The sequence below is a fragment of the Halorubrum rutilum genome (assembly GCF_024494565.1).
In genome coordinates this window covers 1-14,186 of sequence record NZ_JANHDN010000012.1, presented here as the reverse complement: position 1 = coordinate 14,186, position 14,186 = coordinate 1, and the positions used below count along the sequence as shown (strand labels likewise).

General features: G+C 69.3%; 16 protein-coding genes. 9 read left to right on the top strand and 7 right to left on the bottom strand.

The genetic code is table 11. From position 1 onward, the window contains the following. Positions 1-606, bottom strand: coding sequence for a PspA-associated protein PspAB (gene pspAB / locus NO900_RS17015; protein ID WP_256410126.1), 606 nt, complete (start codon positions 604-606; stop codon positions 1-3). A 65-nt stretch (positions 607-671) separates the two neighbouring features. After that, complete coding sequence (locus tag NO900_RS17010) at positions 672-1,592, bottom strand: MBL fold metallo-hydrolase (protein ID WP_256410125.1); 921 nt, start codon at positions 1,590-1,592, stop codon at positions 672-674. A 124-nt stretch (positions 1,593-1,716) separates the two neighbouring features. On the opposite strand from NO900_RS17010, the gene NO900_RS17005 reads away from it, so the two are divergent. Together NO900_RS17005 and NO900_RS17000 are read left to right on the top strand one after the other, a co-directional pair. Beyond that, positions 1,717-2,667, top strand: coding sequence for an NAD(P)H-binding protein (locus tag NO900_RS17005; protein WP_256410124.1), 951 nt, complete (start codon positions 1,717-1,719; stop codon positions 2,665-2,667). After that, positions 2,664-3,332, top strand: coding sequence for a DUF7530 family protein (locus NO900_RS17000; RefSeq protein ID WP_256410123.1), 669 nt, complete (start codon positions 2,664-2,666; stop codon positions 3,330-3,332). The genes NO900_RS17005 and NO900_RS17000 overlap by 4 nt, the downstream gene beginning before the upstream one ends. Positions 3,333-3,431: 99 nt before the next feature. Here the strand turns inward: NO900_RS17000 and NO900_RS16995 are convergent, their stop codons facing one another. Further along, on the bottom strand, positions 3,432-3,599 hold the full coding sequence (locus NO900_RS16995; protein ID WP_170938337.1) for a DUF5786 family protein: 168 nt from the start codon (positions 3,597-3,599) through the stop codon (positions 3,432-3,434). 146 nt (positions 3,600-3,745) lie between these two features. Here NO900_RS16995 and NO900_RS16990 point away from each other — a divergent pair, with 146 nt between their 5' ends. After that, positions 3,746-4,792 carry a DUF5784 family protein gene (locus NO900_RS16990; RefSeq protein ID WP_256410122.1) on the top strand — a complete coding sequence of 349 codons (1,047 nt, stop codon included), beginning with the start codon at positions 3,746-3,748 and terminating at the stop codon, positions 4,790-4,792. Between the two features lie 69 nt (positions 4,793-4,861). Here the strand turns inward: NO900_RS16990 and NO900_RS16985 are convergent, their stop codons facing one another. After that, the gene (locus NO900_RS16985; RefSeq protein ID WP_092564146.1) at positions 4,862-5,146 is read right to left on the bottom strand and encodes a DUF5789 family protein; all 285 of its coding nucleotides are present in this window, start codon (positions 5,144-5,146) and stop codon (positions 4,862-4,864) included. A 143-nt stretch (positions 5,147-5,289) separates the two neighbouring features. Here NO900_RS16985 and NO900_RS16980 point away from each other — a divergent pair, with 143 nt between their 5' ends. The 3 genes from NO900_RS16980 to hemB all read left to right on the top strand — a co-directional run bounded on the left by NO900_RS16980 (position 5,290) and on the right by hemB (position 7,520). Then, positions 5,290-6,126 (top strand): PHP domain-containing protein, encoded by an 837-nt coding sequence (locus NO900_RS16980; RefSeq protein WP_256410121.1) that lies wholly within the window; start codon positions 5,290-5,292, stop codon positions 6,124-6,126. Between the two features lie 25 nt (positions 6,127-6,151). Further along, a complete protein-coding gene (locus tag NO900_RS16975; protein ID WP_256410120.1) occupies positions 6,152-6,316 on the top strand; it encodes a DUF6757 family protein in 165 nt (54 codons plus the stop codon). Positions 6,317-6,539: 223 nt separating this feature from the next. Beyond that, complete coding sequence (hemB, locus tag NO900_RS16970; RefSeq protein WP_256410119.1) at positions 6,540-7,520, top strand: porphobilinogen synthase; 981 nt, start codon at positions 6,540-6,542, stop codon at positions 7,518-7,520. Between the two features lie 475 nt (positions 7,521-7,995). Here the strand turns inward: hemB and NO900_RS16965 are convergent, their stop codons facing one another. Next, positions 7,996-8,238 carry a ferredoxin gene (locus tag NO900_RS16965; RefSeq protein WP_256410118.1) on the bottom strand — a complete coding sequence of 81 codons (243 nt, stop codon included), beginning with the start codon at positions 8,236-8,238 and terminating at the stop codon, positions 7,996-7,998. A 435-nt stretch (positions 8,239-8,673) separates the two neighbouring features. Here NO900_RS16965 and NO900_RS16960 point away from each other — a divergent pair, with 435 nt between their 5' ends. Continuing rightward, entirely contained in the window at positions 8,674-8,928 is a 255-nt protein-coding gene (locus tag NO900_RS16960) for a DUF7967 family protein (RefSeq protein WP_256410117.1), read from the top strand. 130 nt (positions 8,929-9,058) lie between these two features. Then, on the top strand, positions 9,059-11,743 hold the full coding sequence (locus NO900_RS16955; RefSeq protein ID WP_256410116.1) for a valine--tRNA ligase: 2,685 nt from the start codon (positions 9,059-9,061) through the stop codon (positions 11,741-11,743). Positions 11,744-11,766: 23 nt separating this feature from the next. Here NO900_RS16955 and NO900_RS16950 read toward each other — a convergent pair whose 3' ends face one another. Then, positions 11,767-12,822: a quinone-dependent dihydroorotate dehydrogenase gene (locus tag NO900_RS16950; RefSeq protein WP_256410115.1), complete on the bottom strand. Its 1,056-nt coding sequence runs from the start codon at positions 12,820-12,822 to the stop codon at positions 11,767-11,769. Between the two features lie 130 nt (positions 12,823-12,952). After that, positions 12,953-13,156, bottom strand: a complete 204-nt coding sequence (locus NO900_RS16945) for a hypothetical protein (protein ID WP_092564125.1) — start codon at positions 13,154-13,156, stop codon at positions 12,953-12,955. A gap of 326 nt (positions 13,157-13,482) precedes the next feature. On the opposite strand from NO900_RS16945, the gene NO900_RS16940 reads away from it, so the two are divergent. After that, positions 13,483-13,812 carry a non-histone chromosomal MC1 family protein gene (locus tag NO900_RS16940; RefSeq protein WP_256410114.1) on the top strand — a complete coding sequence of 110 codons (330 nt, stop codon included), beginning with the start codon at positions 13,483-13,485 and terminating at the stop codon, positions 13,810-13,812. Positions 13,813-14,186: the final 374 nt, after the last annotated feature.

Sequence of the window (14,186 nt, the reverse complement as noted above, 5' to 3'; positions counted from 1 at the left end):
TCACTCCCACGGGTGGTTCCCGGGCGCGTCCGGCCACAACGGGTACCAGTAGGACTCGTCGTCTTCGAGCCCGAGCTCGCCGTCGAGGACGGACTGGAGCTTGAACTCGACCTGCTGGTTCCGGTCGCTCGTGCCTTTCGGCGAGAACGGGTAGTAGGCGCCGCGCCGGAACGAGTAGATCCAGTAGGCGGCGGTGTCACCGCGCTCGAAGCCGAAGACGGCCGCGAGCAGCCGGGAGCCGAACCCCTCCTCGATGAACTGGTCGGCCGCGAAGTGGACGCTCGTCACGAGATCCTCCGGGTCGTCGTCTTCGAGGACGAACCAGCGGTAGCCGTGGTCGTCCTCGTGGCGGTGGAACCCCGTGCCGGTCTCGATCTCGCCGGCCTCCAGGATCGCTTCGACGGTTTCGACGGCGTCGTCGAACCGGGTGCTGTCCACCCCGGAGAAGCAGAGCGCGGCCTCCCCGCAGTGGTCGTAGCCGAGGTCGGCCTCCATCGTCATGTACGCCGTCGACATCCCGAAGAGGTCCTCGGGGTCGGCCTCGCGGGTCGCGCCCGTCTCGGCGTTCGTCCCGAGCACGGCGCGGATCGTGTCGAAGATACCCATCTATGAGCGGATCTAGGCGACGCGGGGTTTAGGACGTTTCCGTCGGTGGCGACGGACCCGGGGTCTCACTCCTCGCCGCTCTCCGCGACGTAGTCGAGGTACGCGAGGACGCCCCGGACGTTCAGGCTCGCGTTGGCGCGGGCGCGCTCGGGGTTCCAGAACTCGACGTCCCGGCTCGCCGCCTCGAAGTGCTCGACGACCGCGTCGTCGTCGCCGAGCGCCTCGCGCTGCTCCCGGATCGCCTCCACCCACTCGACGTACGCGCGCTTGACCTCGCCGGCCAGTTCCGGCTCGTACTCGCGGGGACCGAAGTGGCCGAAACAGAGGGTATCGGGGTCGAGCTCCTCGATCGTCCGCACGTCGGCGAGACACTGGTCGAGGTCGAACTGCGGCGGCGGCGTCGTCGGCTCGATCCCGTCGACCGCGGGGACGTAGATCCCGGCCGCGTCGGCGGCGAAGACGACGTCGGCGTCGGGCTCGTGGTAGATCGCGTGGTGCGGGGCGTGGCCCGGCGCCTCGTACGCGACCAGCTCGCGGTCGCCGAGGTCGATCCGGTCGCCCTCCGCGAGCCCCGAGATACGGTCTTCGGGGACCGGCTCGGGCTCGTCGTAGTACTCCCACTGGTCTTCGACCGCGGACTTCGTCCCCGCGACGAGCGCCTCCGGGTCGACGAGGTGTCGCACTCCCTTCTCCGGCACGACGACCTCCGCGTTCGGGTAGCGCTCGGCGAGGTGGCCCGCCCCGCCCGCGTGGTCGAGGTGGGCGTGCGTCGGCAGGATCCACGCGAGCTCCTCGCGGTCGATCCCGACCTCGGCTATCGTCTCGAACAGCGCCTCGCGGTTCGCGCCGGTGCCGGTGTCGATCACGATCGGGCGCTCGGCGTCGTACACGTACACGGCCCCGTATTCGTCGGTGTCGAACATCCCGGTGTCGTGGACGTACAGGTCCGGGACCCCGCGGACCGGTTCGAACTCGCCTGCGTGCATGCCCCAACGAGCGCCGCCCGGCCCCTTTTAGGGATCGGTCCCGGCGACGGACGGGACCGACGCCCCGGACCGGACCCGCGTCGCCGTGACCGGTGCTTATGGTTCTCCCGCCCCAGCGATCGGTATGCGCGTGCTCGTCACCGGCGCGACGGGGTTCGTCGGGAGCCGGCTCGTTCCGACCCTCCTCGACCGCGGCCACGAGGTCGTCGCGCTCGTCCGCGACGCCGACGGCTACGCCCCGCCCGCGGGGGTCCGCGTCGTCGAGGGCGACCTCCTGGAGCCGGACACTCTCCCGCCGGCGTTCGAGGTCGACGGCGACCCGGTCGACGCCGCCTACTACCTCGTTCACTCCATGGACGGCGGCCCCGGGTACGAGGAGCGCGACCGCAACTGCGCGACCAACTTCGTCGAGGCCGCGTCGACCGCCGGCGTCGACCGCGTGATCTACCTCGGCGGCCTCGGGGAGGACCGCGAGGAGCTCTCCGAACACCTCCGGTCCCGCCGCGAGGTGGAGCGGATCCTCGCGTCGGGCGCCCCGGCGCTGACCACGCTGCGGGCGGCCATCATCATCGGCGCCGGGAGCGCGAGCTTCGAGGTCATCCACGGGCTCGCGAGCCGGCTGCCGGTGATGACGACGCCGAAGTGGGTCGACACGCTCTGTCAGCCGATCGCGATCGACGACGTCGTCGGCTACCTCACCGGCGTCCTCGAAGTGCCGGAGACCCGGGATGACACGTTCGAGATCGGCGGGCCGAACGTCCTGACGTACGCCGAGATCCTCCGCCGCACCCGCCGGCAGCTCGGCCACGCGCTGTGGATCATCCGGGTGCCGGTGTTGAGCCCGGAGCTGTCGGCGAAGTGGCTCCGACTGGTGACCGACGTGAACCCCTATCTCGCCCGCTCGCTCGTCGAGGGGCTCCGCAACACCGTGATCGTCGAGGACGACCGGATCCGCGACCTCGTCCCGATCGAACAGACGCCGTTCGAGGTCGCCGTCGCGCGGGCGATCGACCGCCCCCGCCGCGGCGACCCGACCGACGAGGTCGCCCCGACCGAGCTGGAGGTCGAGCTGTGAGCCGGAACTACGGCGAGACGTGGGTGTACGAGAGCCTCGTCGGGGGGATCCCCGGCCTCGGGGTCTCGCGCAGGCTCGCGGTCGCGATCCAGTTCCTGCTGTTCCAGGTCGGCGTGGTCGCGCTCGGCTGGTACTACGGGCTGTGGAACGCCGTCGTCGCGGGGACGGTCGCCGTCCTCGTCGCGGCCATCGGCAGCGTGGAGATGCACCGGCTCGGCGCCGCCAACCGCCGGCTCTCGACGCCGCCGGAGCACAAGCGGCTGCTGTTCGGGTCGAGCGTCGAGATCGTCCTCGGCGTGCTCGCGTTCATCGCGCTGCTCACGTACATGATCGCGTGGGACGGGACCCTGATCGAGCGGCTGTTCGGCCCCGATCCGCCGATCCCGGTGGTGTACCTCACCCTGCTCATCCTCTGGGACCTCACCTACCGGATCGGCACGTCGTGGTGGAGCGCGGTCGTCGCGCTGTGGCGCGCGATCAACGTCGACCTCGGTCCGGGCGAGGCGGCGCGCGTCAGGCGGCTCGATGCGGAGAACATCGGCTTTTCGACGCTCCAGCTGGCGCTCGTCCCGTTCCTGTTCGAGGAGCCGATCCTCCTCGGAGCCGTCGTCGGCCACGTCCTCGCGGTCGCGATCGTCTGCTCGGCCGCGATCGCGTTGACCTGACCTGACCGGACCGGACCGTAGTCAGTGGTTCGGGGAGAAGTCGACGGATTCGGGAGCAAACCCGACGCGTCCGCAGAAACGCGAGCTGGCGTCGCCGTCTCACTCGCCCTGCAGCTCCTGGAACTTGTCGAGGAGTGCCTCCGCGGAGTCGCCGGAGTCGTACGTGAGCGACCCGGAGTACTCCGGCCGCTCGGCGTCGAAGTCGGCGTCGACTTCGCTGGTCTTCTTCTCGCGACGCTCGTGTTCGGCCTCGTCGTAGGCACCCATTGACATGGTACACCATACCTTGGAAACAGTTGTTGATATATGTGTCGGTGAGCTGTCCGTTCGCCGAGACGACCCCGGCGACGCGGTCGCGTACGGCGTCTCCCCGCCACCGGAACCGATTAGACCCGCCGTCCGGTAGCACCGCCGTGGCACAACCGCTCCGATTCAGGCGCGCTCCCGGTCGGTGGAGCGCCGACCGCGTCCGCTCGCAGCTCGAACGGCCGCTCGACGACAACCTCGGAGCGACCGCGAGCGACCCGTGGTTCAGTCCTCCGCCGGGGTACGACGCGCGGCGGTTCGACATGGACGACGGCTCGTTCGCCCTGTTCTGCTGGACCGACGACGACGCCGACCCGCCCTCGGGAGCGAGCGGCGGCCCCGCGGGGTACTGGGTCGGCAACACCGAGACGCCGAGCGAGCTGTGGCGCACGGACAAGTACGGCTTCGACGAGGTCCCGTACCCGGTCTCCCGGTGGGTCCAGCGGGAGTTGCTCGCCGCGCTCCACGACGACGAGCCGTGGCTCGCGGCGTACCCGCACGTCTCGTGGTACTTCCTCCCCGTGTTCTGCTCGAAGGACGGCGCGGAGACGACGCGGGCGTTCTTCCGCGACCACGCGGCCGGGTTCCCGGACGCGACCCGTGAGGAGGGGACGGGCTTCGTCGAGGAGACGCTGCGGCCGGGCACCCTCGACGACTACCGCGAGACGATGGCCGGCAAGCTCGGCACGTCGGCGTCGCTCGACCTCGTGCGGATGAGCGCGGCGATCGCGGAGTTCACCGCGGCGCGGATCCTCACCGACGCCGGCTACGACGTGACCCCGGAGATCGAGGTGACGACCGGGCACTCGCTCGATTTCCGGGCGACCGATCCCGACACCGGACGCGCCTCCCTCGTCGAGGTGACGCGCCCGCAGCCCGCCTCGAACCGGTCCGCGAGCGGCCCCGTCGCGGCGGTCCGCGACACCGCCGAGACGAAGACGAGCGGCCAGCTGGAGGCGCACGGCGGCGGCGTCACCCTGCTCGTCGACTGCACCTCGTTTCCCGCGGACGACTGGGCGGCGGTCCGGGACGCCGAACCCGACGTCCGGCACCGCCCGGCGGTCGTCCTCCGCGCGCGCCCGAACGGGCACGTGGAGGGGTATCGAAAGGGGTCGGTCCCGATCGACCTGTCCCCGGCTGTCGACTGGGTGTAGGGGTCGGCCGTCGCCGTCGCTAGCGACGTGAGATTACGACGAAAAAACCCCGTCGGATCGCGGCGCCGTTCAGAACGAGACCGGCGCGGGGCCGTCCTCGGCGTCGGTCGTCGGGTCGCGGTCCGAGTAGAACCGCCGACCGACTCCGCGGTGGCAGACGCCGGCGCGGAGCGTGGTGAACACGTCCTCCGCGTCGTCGAACGTCTGGTCTCCGAACCGCTCCAGCACGTCGCCGAGACGCTCGGAGCCCTCCGCGAGCTCTACGGTCGCGTTCCCGTGGGCCGCGATCAGTTCCTCCGAGGTCGTCGGATATTGGTGCCGTTCGAGTCGGTCGTCGACGCCGTTCAAGCGCATCAACAAGTCGCAATCGCCGACGGTTCTTAATGATTGTCCATGCACAACCTTAGTTCGAGGTATCGGATTATATCTCCTTATATTGGCCCGCGTTCACACGGGACTATCGCGGTCGATTAGTACCGGGTCGCCGAACGGGACGCATGGTCACGGACCGGATCGTCGCCGACCTCCACGCGCACACCACCGTCTCCGACGGCACCATGACGGTCGCGGAGCTCGCGGCGACCGCCGCCGACGCGGGGCTCGACTGGGTCGCCGTCACCGACCACGACCGGGTCCATCCGGACCTCGGCGCCCCCGTCGTCGAGCGCGAGGGGGTCCGGGTCGTCCGGGGGATCGAGCTGCGCGTCGACGCCGGCTTCGGGCGGCTCGACCTCCTCGGCTACGCGGTCGAGCGCACCCCGGCGCTCGACGACGAGATCGAGCGCCTCCAGGCGGATCGCCAGCGCCGCGGCGCCGCGATGCTCGAGGCGGTGGAAGAGCGGCTCGGCGTCGACCTCGGCGTCGAGCCCCGTCCCGGGCTCGGCCGCCCGCACATCGCTCGCGCCATCGAGGAGTCGCCGGCCCCGTACGACTACGCCGACGCCTTCGACGAGCTGATCGGCGACGACGGGCCCTGCTACGTCGCCCGCGACGTGACCGCGCTGGACCGGGGAGTCGAGCTCCTCCGGGACGCGTGCGCGCTCGTCGGGCTCGCGCACCCGTTCCGGTACGACGACGTCGACGCCGCGCTCGACGTCGCCCGCGAGCTGGACGCGGTCGAGCGGTTCTACCCGTACGGCCGCCCGGTCGACGACGCCCGCGTCGAGCGGGTCGCCGCCGAGAGCGACCTCCTCCTGACCGGCGGGAGCGACGCCCACGAGCGGACCCTCGCCGAGGCGGGGCTGACCGCCGAGGCCTTCGAGCCCGTCCGCGACCGGCTGCCGGATCCGACTCCGAGGGAAGCCGAATCTTCCCCGATCGACGAACAGGATTAAGCCCGCTGCCGAGAGAGTACCGACCATGCGGTGTCACTACTGCGAGCGGGAGGCCACGTACGAGGCCGAGCAGAGCGGCGTGGTCGTCGGTCTCTGCGAGGCGCACTTCAAGCAGCGCGTCGAGGAGCTCGCCGAGTCGGACGAGCTCGCGTCGCTCCGCGACCGGATCGACGTCGAGTCGTCGGAGTAGGGGTTCGCCCTCGGCACCCGCGCCTCCTCCGTGTTCCTTCCCAGTTCCTGCGCCTCCTCCATGTTCCTTCCCAGTCCCTGCGCCTCCTCCGTGTTCCTTCCCAGTCCCTGCGCCTCCTCCGTGTTCCTTCCCAGTCCCCGCGCCTTCCTCGCGTCTCCTCTCGCTTCGGAATCGGTTCGCCGCGGACGGATCATAAAAGACCGCCCGGAGCCAACGCCCCGGTATGCACCCCACCGACCGGCCGCGGCGGCTCCGGACCGACGGCGTCCGCCCCCTCGTCAGCGAGACCTCGCTGTCGGCGTCGGACCTCGTCGCGCCCGTCTTCGTCGACGCGACGACCGACGAGCGCGTCCCGATCGAGACGATGCCGGGCCACGAGCGCGTCCCCGTGCACGAGGCCGTCGACCGCGTCGAGGAGGTCCGCGAGACCGGCGTCGAGGCGGTGATCCTCTTCGGGATCCCCGAGTCGAAGGACCCCGAGGGGTCGCGGGCGTACGCCGACGACGGCGTGATACAGCGCGCGATCCGCCGGATCTCCGCCGAGACCGACGCCTACGTGATCGGCGACGTCTGCCTCTGCGAGTATACCGACCACGGCCACTGCGGCGTGATCGAGGAGTCGGCGGAGACCGACCCGACGCTCACCGTCAAAAACGACGAGACGCTGGAGCTGCTCGCGGAGACCGCCATCTCGCAGGCCGACGCGGGCGCGGACATGGTCGCGCCCTCGGCGATGACGGACGGGCAGGTCCGGGCGATCCGCGAGGCGCTCGACGCGGCCGGCCACGAGGACGTGGCGCTGCTGAGCTACGCCGTCAAGTACGAGTCCGCCTTCTACGGCCCCTTCCGCGACGCGGCCGACGGCGCGCCCGCCTTCGGCGACCGCCGCCACTACCAGATGGACCCGGCCAACCGGCGCGAGGCGCTCCGCGAGGCCCGGATCGACGCCGAGGAGGGCGCGGACGTGCTGATGGTGAAGCCCGGCCTCCCCTACCTCGACGTCGTCGCCGACGTCCGGCGCGAGTTCGACCGCCCGGTGGCCGCGTACAACGTCTCCGGCGAGTACGCGATGCTGCACGCGGCCGCGGAGAAGGGATGGCTCGACCTCGAAGAGACCGCTCACGAGTCGCTGCTGTCGCTCAAGCGCGCGGGCGCGGACCTGATCGTCACGTACTTCGCTGAGGACCTGGCCGAGCGGTTATAAGTAGGAGCCGGTGGAGACCGACGCTCTCGCTACTCAGTCACCGTGGCGCGTGCCGACGAGTGCCCGAAGGGCACGAGTCGCACGCGCGAGGGAGTCGGCCACTCGGAGCGACGCGGAGAGTGGCCGACGAGGCTGGGGAGGCGTGAGGCGCGGTTGCCATGCGGTGCGGGACTCAAAGGGGCAGTCGCGAGGGCGAAGCACACCGACGTAAGCACCGCAGCGAGGGAGCGATAGCGACCGAGTGAGGAGCGCAACGAGGTGCGCGAGCCGTCGCGACTGGGGCTTTGGAGGGGTTTACCGTGGAGTAGCTGGACACGTACAACCGAGCGACTGGGGCTTTGGAGGGGTTTACCGTGGAGTAGCTGGACACGTACAACCGAGCGACTGGGGCTTTGGAGGAGTTCGCCGTCGATCCGGCGACATTAGTTTATAACTGGGCGGCTGGAATTTCAAAGGTCGTCATCACCAAGTCCCGTTAGACCACCTGCTCGCCGTCGTCGTCGTACACCTCGATAGCGTCGACCGGGCAGACCCGCGCCGCGAACTTCGCGTCGAACTCCTCGCCGTCGGGCACCTCCACGACGAACAGGTCCTCGTCCTCCTCGGTGCTTCCCGCCAAGTCGGCCTTCCCGTCGTTCAGGTTCTTCTCGAAGGCGTCCCACTCGGCGACGCACTGGAACATCCCCACGCAGGTGTCGCGGTCGAACTCGACGTACATGCCTCTCGGTTAGGTGAGACGGTACAAAGCCGTGGCGACGGGAGGCGTGTGAGGATCCAGTCGGCTCGGACCCGACGGTCGATCACCGATAACCGCCTCCAAAGCCCCAGCCGGGGGAAGTTCGGACGCTCGCTGCGCGCCTCGCTCAGTCGCTCCGCTCCTTCGCCGCGGTGCTTGGGTCGCCTCCGAACTTCCCCCGGCTGCCGCTTTGAGTCCCGCCCCCCACCGCGACCGCCCCGCACCTCACGCCTCCCCAGCCTCGTCGGTAGTCCTTCGCTTCGCTTCGGACCACCGACTCCCTCGCGCGTGCGACTCGTGCCCTTCGGGCACTCGTCGGCACGCACCACCGCAACCGCCCTCCGGAACTGACCTCTTCCCCCGATCTCCCACAGCCCGACCGTCCTTTTTAAGCGTCGCAGGCGCCCATCACCGCGTATGACCACGGTCTGGCTCGTCGATCGGCAGTTCGACTCGAAGGGGCTCGTGCGGCTCACCTACGCCACCGAGGACGGTGAGCGGATGCACACGAAGGAGCTGGCCGAACAGCGGCTCGTCACGGGCGACGGGATCACCGCCGGCCGCGAGGTCGACGAGAGCGCGCTCGGGGAGAGCCCGGCCGACGAGGTCGAGCGGTTCGCGTCCGAGGCGTCGCGGATGGCGGCCGAACACGACCCGGACGACACGGTCTGACCGGGCTCGGCGACCCCCGACCGCCCGCTTCCTTCCACCCGACCTCCTCGACCTCCCTCCGCCCGACCGCCCCGACCCCTCCCCCACAACCGAGTCCGTTAAGGGGGAACCGGCGGAACGTGAGCGTGAAATGCCCAGTGGTGAGTACGACCCCGACACCGTCGAGCCGCGGTGGCAGCGGCGATGGGTCGACGAGGAGACGTACGCCTACCCCGACGACGACCCGGTCGATCCGAACACCGTCTTCTCCATCGACACGCCCCCGCCGACGGTATCGGGGAGCCTCCACATGGGCCACCTGTACGGGTTCACCCTCCAGGACTTCGTCGCGCGCTTCGAGCGCATGAACGGCGGCGCGACGTTCTTCCCGTTCGGCTACGACGACAACGGGATCGCCTCCGAGCGGCTCACCGAAGACGAGCTCGACATCCGGCACCAAGACTTCGAGCGCCGCGAGTTCCAGGCGAAGTGCCGGGAGGTCTGCGCGCAGTACGAGGAGCAGTTCACCGAGAACGTCCAGTCGCTCGGCGTCTCCGTCGACTGGAACCAGACGTACCAGACGATCGAGCCGCGCGTCCAGCGCGTCTCCCAGCTGTCGTTCGTCGACCTCTACGAGCAGGGCCGCGAGTACCGCGAGAAGGCGCCCGCGATCTGGTGTCCCGAGTGCGAGACCGCCATCTCGCAGGTCGAGACGGAGGACGACGAGCAGGCCAGCCACTTCAACGACATCGCGTTCACGGTCGCGGACGGCGACGCGGAGGACGCCGACGGCGCCGCCGAGACCTTCACGATCTCGACGACGCGGCCCGAACTCCTCCCGGCCTGCGTCGCCGTCTTCGTCCACCCCGACGACGACGAGAACCAGGGTCTCGTCGGCGAGTCCGCCGAGGTCCCGCTGTTCGGTCACGAGGTTCCGATCATCGCCGACGAGCGCGTCGACAGGGAGACGGGCTCCGGGATCGTGATGTGCTGTACGTTCGGCGACAAAAACGACATCGAGTGGTACCAGGTCCACGACCTGGACCTCCGCGTCGCCATCGACGAGTCCGGGCACATGACCGACGTCGCCGAGGGGTACGAGGGGATGCACGCCGACGAGGCCGGCGAGGCCATCGTCGAGGACCTCGACGAGGCCGGCGCGCTGCTCGACCGCCGCGACATCTCCCACGCCGTCAACGTCCACGAGCGCTGCGGGACGAGCGTCGAGTTCCTCGTCACCGAGCAGTGGTACATCGAGATGCTCGACAAGGCGGACGAGTACCTCGAGGTCGGCCGGGAGATGGAGTGGTCGCCCGAGAAGATGTTCACCCGGTACGAGCACTGGGTCGAGGGGCTCCAGTGGGACTGGCTCATCTCCCGCCAGCGCTCCTCGGGCATCCCGTTCCCGGTGTGGTACTGCGAGGACTGCGGCGAGGAGGTCATCGCCGAGAAGGCCGACCTCCCCGTCGACCCCCTCTCCGACGACCCGCCGGTCGACGCGTGTCCCGCGTGCGGGCACGAGGAGTTCGAGCCCGAGGACGACGTGCTCGACACGTGGGCCACCTCCAGCCTCACCCCGCTCATCAACGCCGGCTGGGACTGGGACGCGGAGGCCGGGGAGTTCACGATGGAGCATCCGGAGCTGTACCGGTTCGACCTCCGGCCGCAGGGCCACGACATCATCAGCTTCTGGCTGTTCCACACGCTCGTCAAGTGCTACGAGCACACCGGCGAGGTCCCGTTCGAGGAGGCGATGATCAACGGGCACGTCCTCGACGAGAACCGGGAGAAGATGTCCAAGTCGGTGGGTAACGTCGTCGAGCCCGAGGAGGTGCTGGCGGAGTTCCCGGTCGACGCCACGCGCTACTGGGCGGCCGGCACCGCCGTCGGCGACGACTTCCCGTTCAAGGAGAAGGACCTCCGCGCGGGCGAGAAGCTGATCCGCAAGCTCTGGAACGCCTCGAAGCTCGTGGAGTCGCTGGCCCCGGAGCCGTACCCGGACGAGCCCGACGAGGGGGAGCTCCGCGAGCTCGACCGCTGGCTGCTCGCCGAGCTCGACGAGCGGGTCGAGCGGCTCACCGGGCTGTTCGAGGACCGCGCGTTCTCGAAGGCCCGCGACGAGCTCCGGAGCTTCTTCTGGAACACGTTCTGTGACGACTACCTCGAGATCGCCAAGCAGCGCGACGACGACGCCGCGGCGTACACGCTCCGGACGGCGCACCGCCGGTTCCTGAAGCTGTTCGCGCCCCTGCTCGCGCACGTGACGGAAGAGCTCTGGCACGACATGTACGCCGACGGCGCGACCGACCCCGACGCGGTCGACGCCGCGGTCTCCGACGGCGCGAGCGACTCGGTCCACCTCGCCGACTGGCCCGAGCCGCTCGGGCTGGAGGCGGACCGGGAGGCCGGCGCCGCCGCCACCGCGGTCGTCGGCGCGCTCCGGAAGCACAAGAGCGAGAACCAGCTCCCGCTGAACGCCGAGCTCGACGCCGTCGAGGTGTACGCCGACGTCCGCGGGTTCGAGGACGACATCACGGGCGTGATGCACGTCGCCGACCTCGCGGTCCACCCCGACGCCGACGCGCCGGTCGAGACGGTGGTCACCGGGATCGACCTCGACTACGCGACGATCGGCCCGAAGTACGGGGATCGGGTCGGCGACATCGAGGCCGCCATCGCGCGCGAGGAGTACGAGATCAACGGCGACGAGCTTCGCGCGGCCGGCGTCACGCTCGTCGGCGACGAGTTCTCGATCGAGGAGGAGCGGCGGTACCGGGGCGACGGCGAGCTGCTCGAAGCCGACGACGTCGTCGTCATCGTCCGCGACGAGGCGTAGGTCGGATCGGCTCCCCCTCTCTCCTACAGGTCCGCGCCGACCGCCTCGTCGACGGAGTCGAACCCGTCTCGGTCGAGCAGTTCGAGGACTCCCTCGTTGATGTCGCGCGCGAGGCCCGGCCCCTCGTAGACGAGCGCCGTGTACAGCTGGACGAGCGAGGCGCCGGCGCGTATCTTCTCGTAGGCCCCCGCCGCGTCCGAGACTCCCCCGACGCCGATTACCGGGACATCCGTGCGTTCCGCGACGAACCGGACCCGGTCGGTGGCGAGCGCTTCGATCGGCTTCCCAGAGAGGCCGCCGCGCTCGGCGCGGTTCGGGCTCTCCAGCGACTCCGGGCGGGCGGTCGTGGTGTTGGTCGCGATGACCCCGTCGAGCCCGAGGTCGTTGACGACGCCGAGCGCGTCCTCGACCGCGGGCTCCGGGAGGTCCGGCGAGAGCTTCACGAGGAGCGGGCTCGCGCCCGCGTCGTCGAGGCCCCCGAGTATCTCCTCTAACGCCTCGCGGTTCTGCAGCTCCCGGAGCCCGGGCGTGTTCGGGCTCGACACGTTGACGACGAAGTAGTCGCCCGCGTCCGCGACCCGCTCGTAGGTGTACAGGTAATCGTCCGCCGCGTCGGCGAGCGGCGTCGACTTCGACTTCCCGACGTTGATCCCGACCGGCACGTCGGGCAGCGGCTCCCGGTCGAGTCGCTCTCCGACGGCGTCCGCGCCCTCGTTGTTGAACCCCATCCGGTTGATCAGCGCCTCGTCCTCGCGGAGCCGGAACAGCCGCGGCCGCGGGTTCCCCGGCTGCCGCTCGGCCGTCACGCCCCCCACCTCGACGTGTCCGAACCCGAGCGACGCGAGCGCGCGCGGCACCTCCGCGTTCTTGTCGAAGCCGGCGGCCACGCCGACCGGGTTCGGGAACGTCTCCCCGAACGCCTCGACCCGCAGTCGCGGGTCGTCGACGACGTACCGCTCGCGCAGCGCGCCCGTGACCGCCGTCCCCTGTACGCCTCGCAACAGCCGGTGCGTCATCCCGTGTGCCGTCTCCGGCGGGAGGGCGAACAGCGCCGGCTTCAGCAGATCGTACGCGCTCATCGTCTCGGATTCGTCGCGAGTCGGCATCAATCCGCCGACCGAGGACGGCGTCGACGCGCGTCCGGTCGCCTCGCGGCGTCGCCGTCGCTCGCGGTGACGGTCCGGCGGACGACGGAAAACGAGACCCGATTCAGAAGTCGTGTTCGAGCTGTTCGGGGTTGGAGTCGGCCTTCTGGATGATTATCTTCCCGTCTCGGACCCGAACGAACACCTCGTCGCCGATCTCCATGCCGGCGACGGCGAGTTCGTCCTCGTGGAGATTCACGTGGACGTTGTGGTACTCCCCCTCGTCGTCCTTGGCGCCACTGGGGCTGAGCTTCTTTTTACGGACCATCGCGGTTGTACTGGTCGCACTTCGCTATAGCAGACACATAAGTGTTGTTTACCCGCCCACCCGCGACCCGCCCACGGTCGGTCTCGCGGCGGTTCCGCTCCGTCGCCCTCCGCCCCGTCTCACTTCCGATTCAGTCCGCCCGCGCACGACGCGCCGGTCGGCCGTTCCGACCCGTATCTGACCCCGCTTCCCCGAACCACTTCCCGTTGACCGGACGAAACCGCTAGCCCGAGCGGAGTCAGTATATAAATGTTTTGCCGGGCAGCTTTCATTTCCCCGATATATTTATTACACACTATGTGCTGGGTTCGCATGGAGCATAAACCATGGTACGTGAAGACGGTAAGCGAAACTTCGCCCTTCGGGAAGAGGACGGATCGGAACCGAGCGAGTTCTCCGGCAACATGCCTCGTCAGGCCGCGCTCAAGGCGGCTCGCACGCTCGACCCCGCTCCCTCCGAGGAGGAGGCGGATCGAACCACGCTCCGGCTCCGCGAGAAGGGGACGAAAAAGGTCCACGAGTACGAGGGCTGGGCCTGGAAGGACAGCGCCCCCGAAGTCGACGAGGCGGACGACGACTTCTGGCTCAACGACCTCGACGACATCACGAAGGCCAACGTGTCGAAGCAGGGAATTGAGTACATCGACGAGGAGTAGTCGGCGACGTCGTTCGATCTTTTTGGAACTCCCACCGCGTAGCTGTGGGTTCGTTCACAGTTCTCCGGCATGAAACCGCATGACGTGGCGTCGATAGTTCGACGGGGTTAAATACGACCCGGGCATCGTGACTAATGCGAAGAACGCATCCGCGAACTCGGGCCGTTCAACTCGGCCCGGTTTCGCTGGACCCGGAACGCTTCGATGGGTTTATGACCCCTCGAAGGGTACAATCAGGTCCGCGAAGATGAGGATTTCGCCCCCTGCGCTCCGGCGTAAGCGGAAATCTGATGTGAGCCGTGGTCGTTCGGTGTCATCCAGGTCGCTGGCTGACCCGGACACCACATAGACCATGCAATGGTGTTTTGACTCAC